Source organism: Paraburkholderia solisilvae (assembly GCF_902859875.1).
Taxonomy (GTDB): Bacteria; Pseudomonadota; Gammaproteobacteria; order Burkholderiales; family Burkholderiaceae; genus Paraburkholderia; species Paraburkholderia solisilvae.
The window spans coordinates 23,333-31,407 of sequence record NZ_CADIKF010000074.1; the positions used below are offsets into that span (position 1 = coordinate 23,333).

Sequence of the window (8,075 nt, forward strand, 5' to 3'; positions counted from 1 at the left end):
GGCTTTGTGTTGCAACGAGGCTGGCGGTTTGCGCGATTCGTCGAACGCGCGCAACCGTTCTCCGCGCGTGTCTTTCGTGGTTCATCAGAGTCTGATCGTCTTTCGTTCGCCTTTCCGGGTCAATCACGATCTGCAGTTTGCCTTTGGGCATACTTCCACGTTTCTCGCGACACGCCTCGATATCGACCGGCAATGTCCGTTGCCCGTCGATCTCCGGTAAGACATCCCGCTGCTTTAACCCGTACTCCGGAATGTCCTGAGACGTGTCGTCGCCAATCTCGATACGTCCATTGACGTACGCCAGCGGGATATACCGCAGCGGCTTGCTGTCGTTGCGCGTTTGGATATCGGATAAGCCCGAACGGCGTCGTCGCGTGCGATGCACGCAAGCGAGTGCCTCAGGCGACTGCCGACATGTGATGCATATCCGCCTCTACTGGACGCGAACTCGCAAACCAACGGCCCCTTCCCCGCATACTGGTCAGCACTTCTAGAAAATGCGAATCCAATCGCCTACGCTGTAACCAGCCAGTTTCCTGGTGAGAGAGCCAGCCACGGTCTCCCATCCGTTGCACTGCACAACAGTCGAATAGAGCAAGCAATGGTTTGAAACCGGACGCGTCCGTGTCCGGCAGGGTTGCGCTATCGGATATCGGCGCCGCTTAAGCGGAGCGGCGCCGGGCATGCATTCGCATGGCGGAACCCGGCGAGCAATAAGAACCTAAGGAGACTCTCATGCATTCATCCCGCAATGCACTACCCGTGGTGTTCTTCTGGCTTACGCTGGCCTTCGCATCAGGCGCCGCGCTTGGCGCTGACGAGGTGCAAGGCGGCGCGACCACGACCTCCGCATCGATGCCGCCGCTGCAACCCGTCACGCAACAGCAGCTCGACTCCGCTGCCGGCAACGCGTCCGACTGGCTGCACGCGAACGGTTCGTACGGGCAGACGCGCTTCTACCCCGGCACGCAGATCAACCGCACGAACGTGTCGAAGCTGAGGCCGGTCTTCATCTTCCAGACGGCGGTCAACGAGTCGATGGAGACCGCGCCGATCGTCACGCACGGCGTGATGTTCATCACCACCTCGTTCAATCACGTGTATGCGGTCGATGCGGTCACCGGCAAGGAGTTCTGGCATTACAAGCACAAGATGGGACCCATCACGACATTCTGTTGCGGGCCCAACAATCGCGGCGTGGCGATTTCCGGCGACCGGCTCTTTATGGGCACGCTCGACGCGAAGCTCGTCGCACTCGATACGAAAACCGGCAAGCTGCTGTGGGAGACGCAGATTGCCGATCCCGAACAGGGCTACTCGGAGACGATGGCGCCGACCGTCATCGACGATAAGGTGCTGATCGGCACGAATGGCGGCGAGTACGGCATCCGCGGCTTCGTGAAGGCGTTCGACGCGTCGGACGGCCATTTGCTGTGGACCTTCTATACGATCCCGGACTCCGGCCAGGAGGGCACGTGGGCGACCACCGACGCCACCGGCCGCGACCTGAAGCGCAACATCGCGGCGGAAAAGCAGCAACTGTCGTCGAAGGGCGGCGATTTCTACAAGACGCTCGGCGGCGGCGTATGGATGACGCCCGCGGTCGACCGTAAAACGCGCACCGTGTATTTCGTGGTCGGCAATCCGTCGCCGGACCTGTACGGCGCGATTCGTCCGGGCGATAACCTCTACACGGATTCGCTCGTCGCGGTCGATCTCGATTCGGGCAAATACAAATGGCACTCGCAGTATGTGCCGCACGACGTGTGGGATCTCGATGCGGTGAGTCCGCCGATTCTCGTCGACGTGCGCGACAAGGACGGCAAGATGGTGCCGGCCGTCATCCACGGCGGCAAGACCGGGCACGTCTATGTGAACGATCGCGCGACCGGCAAGCTGATCCGCTTCTCGCAGGCGATGATTCCGCAGGAGGACATGTGGACGCTGCCGACCGAGGCCGGCGCGCGGATGCTGCCCGGTGCGAACGGCGGCGTCGAATGGTCGCCGATGGCATTCGATCCGCAGACGCGCCTCGTGTACGCGGCGAATCTGCACCAGCCGATGACCTATCAGGTTGCCGACGCCGCGTACCCGGGCGGCAGCAAGCTGTGGCTCGGCGGCGCGTTCAAGACGATTCCGTCCGAACAGCAGTGGGGCAAGCTGTCCGCGGTCAACATCGACACCGGCAAGGTCGTGTGGGACTTCAAGACCGAGCAGCCGCTGATCGGCGGCGTGCTCGCCACCGCGGGCGGCCTCGTGTTCAACGGCGAAGGCAACGGCCTGTTCCGTGCGTTCGACGCGTCGACCGGCAAGAAGCTCTGGGAGTTCCAGTGCGGCGCGGGCGTGAACGCGCCGGCGGTGTCGTACTCGGTGAACGGCAAGCAATACGTCGCGGTCGCGGCCGGCGGCAATACGCAACTGGACTTCAAGCGCGGCAACACGGTGCTCGTGTTTGCGCTGCCGTGACGATGACGGCGCGGTTGGCGGTTCTATCGGTCGTTCGATGCGCGGTGGCCCGGTTGGCGATTCGATCGCGTGTCGCGCGCGCATTCCCGCATGCAGGACGGCGCGCGCGCATGGTGTGTTTGCGTTTGTGTTTGCGCTTACGTGCCGGCTCCGGCGCCGTCTCTCGACCGCGACCGCGGGCGTTGCCGCTGTATTTCTGGCCGCTGTTATGCATCGCCGCGGCGCTGCCGGCGCCGGCGCATGCCGACGCCGAGGCCGGTAAAGCGAAGGCGCAAGTCTGCGCGGCGTGTCACGGCCCGCTAGGCAATTCGACGAACCCCGACTACCCGGTGCTGGCCGGTCAGACGCAGCGCTATCTGTACCTTGAGTTGAAGGACTTCAAGGAAGGCCGGCGCAGCGATCCGCGCATGTCGCCGGTCGCGGCGACGCTATCGCGCGAAGACATGCAGGATCTCGCCGACTATTTCTCGCAGCAACGGCCCGCGCCAATCAAGGTCGACGCGGACGCGGCGAGCATCGACGCCGGGCAGCGCAAGGCGGCGGAAGTGCTGTGCACGATGTGCCACCTCGGCGGATTCACCGGACAGAACGAAATACCGCGCGTGGCCGGCCAGTATCCGCAATACATCGCGAAGCAGTTGCGGGATTTTCGTTCGCACACGCGCACCAACGACGCAGGCAACATGACGAGCGTCACGCGCAATCTGTCGGACGACGACATCCGAAACCTGAGCGTGTATGTCGGCAACCTGCAATAAGCGATGTCGAACGCCGTGGCGACGAGAGCACGACGAAAACGCGACGAGAGCACGACGAATGAATCGCGACCCGGAAAACAGCGCCCCGAGGAGACGCATCATATGAAACTCGCCGGATGGGCCGTATGCACGGTGGTATCGCTAGGCGTCGCATGCGCTGCACCGTTGCCGGCGCACGCAGCCGACGCAAGCGACGCACCCGACCAAAGCGTGAACCAGCAACTGCTCAACGCCGCGCGCAGCGACGACCAGCACGCGGTCGAAGCCGCATTGAACGCGGGCGCGGCCGTCGATTCGCGCAACCGGATCGGCGACACGCCATTGATCACCGCGTGCAAGAAAGGCTCGAGCGCGATGGCCCGCATGCTGGTCGAGCATGGCGCGAACGTACAGCAGGCCGACGTGGCCGGCATTACGCCGCTGATGGCCGCTGCCTACGGCGGCGACGCGCAGACGCTCAGTCTGCTGCTCGCGCACGGCGCGGATACCGGCGCGACCGACCGCGTCGGCAAGACCGCGATGGAATACGCGGCGGGCCAGGGCAACACCGAAGCGGTCAAACGGCTGCTCGATACGGGCCTCGACGTGAACCGCCGCTACAAGAACGATCTGACCGCGCTGATGTGGGCCGCGGGCTACGACCGCACGGACACGGTCAAACTGCTGCTTGCGCGCGGCGCCGATCCGTCGTTACGCGACAATCGCGGCATGACCGCGATGGACATCGCCGCGCAAACCCACTCGAGCCAGGTGGCGACGCTTCTGTCCACGCACTAGTACGCGTGTTCCGCACCCACCGTAAACACCGCGACCGATCCGCTCAGGCGCGTCGCCTGTTCGTCGAGCGAGCCCGCCGCCGCCGCGGCCTGCTCGACGAGCGACGCGTTCTGCTGCGTCACCTCGTCGATCTGCACGACCGCCTGGTTCACCTGTTCGATGCCCCGGCCCTGCTCCTCCGAAGCATGCGCGATCTCGCCGATAATCGACGCGACCTGACGGATCGCCTGCTGCACCTGCGCCGTCGTGCGACCCACTTCCTCGGCCTGACTCGACCCCGCGCGGATCGTGCTGACCGAGCGCTCGATCAGGTCCTTGATCTCTTTCGCCGCGGCCGACGAGCGCTGCGCAAGGCTGCGCACTTCCGCCGCGACGACGGCGAAGCCGCGCCCCTGTTCGCCGGCGCGCGCCGCTTCCACCGCGGCGTTCAGCGCAAGGATGTTGGTCTGAAACGCGATGCCTTCGATTAGCGACGTGATCTCGGCGATCTTCGCCGAGCTCGACGCGATCTCGCTCATCGTGCCGACCATCCGCTCGACCGACTGCGTGCCTTCATCCGAGATGCGCGACGTGCTGAGCGCGAGCGAACTGGCTTCTTTCGCGTTGTCCGCGTTCTGCTGCACGGTGACGGTCAGTTGCGCGAGGCTTGCCGCGGTTTGCTGCAGCGACACCGCCTGCTGTTCGGTGCGCGTCGACAGATCGAGGTTGCCTGCGGCGATCTGCTTCGAGGCGCTGCCGACCGCATCGCTCGAGCGCCGCACGTCGGCGACCACTTCCGTGATGCGCGTGAGCAGGCGATTCAGCGCAGCGGCGGTGTTGCCGATCTCGTCGCTCCGCTCGACGCTCGCCTGCCGCGACAGATCGAGCGTTTGGCTCACCTGTTGCAGCGTGTCCTGCAAATGATTCAAGCCATTGCGGATCAGCCGGTACAGATGCATGCCGAAGCCGGCGGTCGCGATCAGCGCCGCCGCGACGATCGCGATCATCCAGCCGAACACGGTCCTGAACTGCGCGGTGTTTTCGTCGCGAATCGCCTGGCTGCGCGCGATGTCGTGATCGAGGTGATCGTGCAGGCCTTTATCGAGCGCGAGCGCGGTGGTATGAACTGCGCCTCCGTCGTGCAGCATCGCCAGCGCGCCGTCCCGGTCGCCAGCGCGCAGCTTGTCGAAGAACTGGCTGCGTGCGCCGCGATAGGCCGCCATATGCGCGCGATCCGCGTCGAGCATTTTCGCGGCCGTATCGTCGGCGGCGACGTAGGCGGACACGTCCTGATCGAAGCGCCGGTCGGCATCGGCGACCAGCGCGACGATATCGGCGCGGCTCGCGTCGTCGATGCCGTCGACCACGTACCGGTATGCGTTCAGGCGCATATCGGCGACATCGTCGAGCGCCATCGAGATCGATTTGAGCCCCGGAATCGTGCGCGACTCGAGTCCGTCGACGCGCTGATTCGATGCATACAGTTGCACGAGGCCGTAGCCGCCGACGAACACCAGCGCGATAAGCGCCACGGCGAGGGTGATCACGAGTCGACGAACGATGGTCATGGCTAGCTGTCGGAGTGGAACGCGGGCGCGCGCCAGACTGTCCACAGGACGTCGCACCCGATAGCCGCCCTGACGACCACGTTTACGGGCGCGTCGGGGCCGACTTGAGCGGCTTTGCGAAAAAAACGCTCCACCGCGCGCTGAACTTCGCTGTGCGAGCGGAAACTTCGCACGGATTCGAGGCGGCAGCTTTCAAATCACCTGGCACTGCCCGTCATTTGACGCGCGCCAACCTCGGTCAGATTTCATTCTGTCAGCCGCGGATGCGCGCTCAAGCAACCGGGTATGAATGGCGCTAGCCTGATAAACGCGCTTCTCGCAATACTCCCTTGCAACCAGCGGCACTTTCACGAGACTTCCCATGCCCCCCCGCCGAGGACGCTCGATCGAAGTGGATTTTTTCCGCGGTGTCGTGCTGATCGTCATCGTGCTGGATCACATTCCCGGCAGTGTGCTGTCGCATCTGATGCTGCACACGTATGCGCTATGCGATTCCGCCGAAGTGTTCGTGTGTCTCGGCGGCTATGCGTCGGCGGCCGCGTATGACGCGGTGCTCGCGAGGCGCGGCTCGCAAGCGGCCCGCCAGCGCTTTTTCAGACGCAGTGCCGAGATCTACCGTGCGTACCTGCTGACCGCGGTGCTGACGCTGCTGTCGGGCGCGGTGCTTGCGCTCTTTCATCTGAACCGTCCGATGGTCGAGCTGACCGGCTGGCCTTCGTTCTCCGGTGCGCCATTGCGGGAGACCTTCGATATCGCGGTGCTGCGCCGGCAGCCGTATTTGTCGAGCGTGCTGCCGATGTACGTGATGTTTCCGGTGCTCGTGCCGTTTATGGTGCCGCTCGCAAAGCGTTCGGCGGGCACGGCGCTCGCGTTGAGTGTCGCGGTCTGGCTCGCGGCGCGTCCGCTGGCCGCGCTGTTGCGCATCGACGATGTCGGCGACTGGGCTTTCAATCCGTTTGCATGGCAATTGATGTTCGTGCTCGGTATCCTGTGCAGGGTGAGGCCCGTCAGCGAAGGGTTCCTCGCGTCGAATACGGGGCGCTGGATAACCCGTCTGGCGATTGCCGCCGCGCTCGGCTTCGCTGTCGTCAAGCTGTTTATCCTGACGCAACCGTTGCCCGGTCATCTGAAACAGAACCTGTCGGTGGAACGTGTGATCAATTTCATCGCGATTGCGTGGCTTGCGGTCGTGCTGGTCCGCAGCGGTTTTATCGCGCAGGTCGCGCAGCGCGCGCCCGGCGTCGTCACGGTCGGGCAGATGGGGCTGGTGTGCTTCGTCGGCGGCACGGTGATTTCACTGGTCGTCGATACGGCGACGCCGCGTGCGTTGCACGGCGTCGCGCACGGTCTTGCGGCGCTCGCCGGCGATTTCGTGGCGATCATTGCGGTGCTGATGCTCGCGCGCCTATGGCGCGACTGGAAGCGCGACCCGAGGCGCGCCGCGGTGCGCGGCGCGGACGTGTGATGCGCGTGCGCCCGCCACGGCTTCGCGCGGCGCGCGCGCTGACAGGCGTGAGCGGACTGCTGCTCGTGGTGGCCGCGTTCACGCACGGATGCGCGGCACAGGCGCCGCTCGCGCAGCAGACTCCGCCGCAGTCGACACAACCACTGTCGCAACAGGCGACACAACTACCGACACAACAGCCGCTGCAGCAACCGTCCGCCACGAAGACGCTGCACTGCTCGAATCTGACAGGCATCACGCTGCCGCCGAAAACGATCGCGCTGCCGACCAACGGCGTGCAGATCGATTCCGCGACGCTGATACCCGCAAGCGCGGCGGGCAACGAAGCCGGCGACTATTGCCGGATCACCGGCAGCATCAAGGCGCTGAAAACCGGCACGCCCGATATCCGCTTCGACCTGAATTTGCCGCGCAACTGGAACGGCCGCGCGCTGCAGCTGGGCGGCGGCGGATACAACGGCGTGGTGGTGAGCGGCCTCGGCACGATGCCGTTTTCGCCGCAGCACGCGCCGCTCGCCGAGGGCTATGCGACCTTCGGCGACGATTCGGGCCACGTCGGCAACTCATCGCTCGCGGTGTTCGGCCTGAACGACGAAGCGGTCGTCAACTTCGGCTACGCGCACCTGAAGAAGTCGCATGACGCGGCGCTTGCGCTGATCAGGCTTGCGTACGGCCGCGCGCCGGACAGGATGTACTTCGCCGGCGGCTCGACCGGCGGACGCGAAGGCTATACGGTGATGCAGCGGTATCCGGACGACTACGACGGCGTGATCGCCGATTCGCCCGCGCTCAACTTCACCGGCGTGCGGCTGATCGGCGTGAAGGTCGGCGAAGCCGAGTACGCGACGCCCGGCGGCTTCGTGCCGCCGCCGCTGCTCGAGCGCGTCTACCAGCGCTCGCTCGCGGTATGCGACAAGCTCGATGGCGCGTCGGACGGCATCGTCAGCGACGTCCCCGCGTGCCGCAAACGCGAGGCGGAAGTGATCGACACGCTGCGTTGCACGCCGCCGCCCGGGTCGGGCCGGCACGCCGGCCCGCGCGGCGAACGCGCGAGCGCGCACG

At 65.2% G+C, this 8,075-nt stretch carries 6 protein-coding genes; 5 read left to right on the plus strand and 1 reads right to left on the minus strand.

The window, feature by feature from the left end; translation table 11 throughout:
* Positions 1 to 735 precede the first annotated feature (735 nt).
* From HV675_RS29695 to HV675_RS29705, 3 genes are all read left to right on the plus strand, one after another.
* On the plus strand, positions 736 to 2,466 hold the full coding sequence (locus HV675_RS29695; protein WP_175115031.1) for a pyrroloquinoline quinone-dependent dehydrogenase: 1,731 nt from the start codon (positions 736 to 738) through the stop codon (positions 2,464 to 2,466).
* A 182-nt stretch (positions 2,467 to 2,648) separates the two neighbouring features.
* Complete coding sequence (locus HV675_RS29700; RefSeq protein WP_246270628.1) at positions 2,649 to 3,224, plus strand: c-type cytochrome; 576 nt, start codon at positions 2,649 to 2,651, stop codon at positions 3,222 to 3,224.
* Positions 3,225 to 3,326: 102 nt separating this feature from the next.
* Entirely contained in the window at positions 3,327 to 4,001 is a 675-nt protein-coding gene (locus HV675_RS29705) for an ankyrin repeat domain-containing protein (protein WP_175115033.1), read from the plus strand.
* On the opposite strand, the gene HV675_RS29710 is transcribed toward HV675_RS29705, so the two are convergent.
* The gene (locus HV675_RS29710) at positions 3,998 to 5,548 is read right to left on the minus strand and encodes a methyl-accepting chemotaxis protein (RefSeq protein ID WP_175115034.1); all 1,551 of its coding nucleotides are present in this window, start codon (positions 5,546 to 5,548) and stop codon (positions 3,998 to 4,000) included. The two genes, HV675_RS29705 and HV675_RS29710, sit on opposite strands and share 4 nt — an antisense overlap.
* A 361-nt stretch (positions 5,549 to 5,909) precedes the next feature.
* On the opposite strand from HV675_RS29710, the gene HV675_RS29715 reads away from it, so the two are divergent.
* Positions 5,910 to 7,013 carry an OpgC domain-containing protein gene (locus tag HV675_RS29715; protein ID WP_175115035.1) on the plus strand — a complete coding sequence of 368 codons (1,104 nt, stop codon included), beginning with the start codon at positions 5,910 to 5,912 and terminating at the stop codon, positions 7,011 to 7,013.
* The coding region (locus HV675_RS29720) for a tannase/feruloyl esterase family alpha/beta hydrolase (protein ID WP_246270629.1) at positions 7,013 to 8,075 on the plus strand (1,063 nt) is incomplete at its 3' end. The genes HV675_RS29715 and HV675_RS29720, both read left to right, overlap by 1 nt.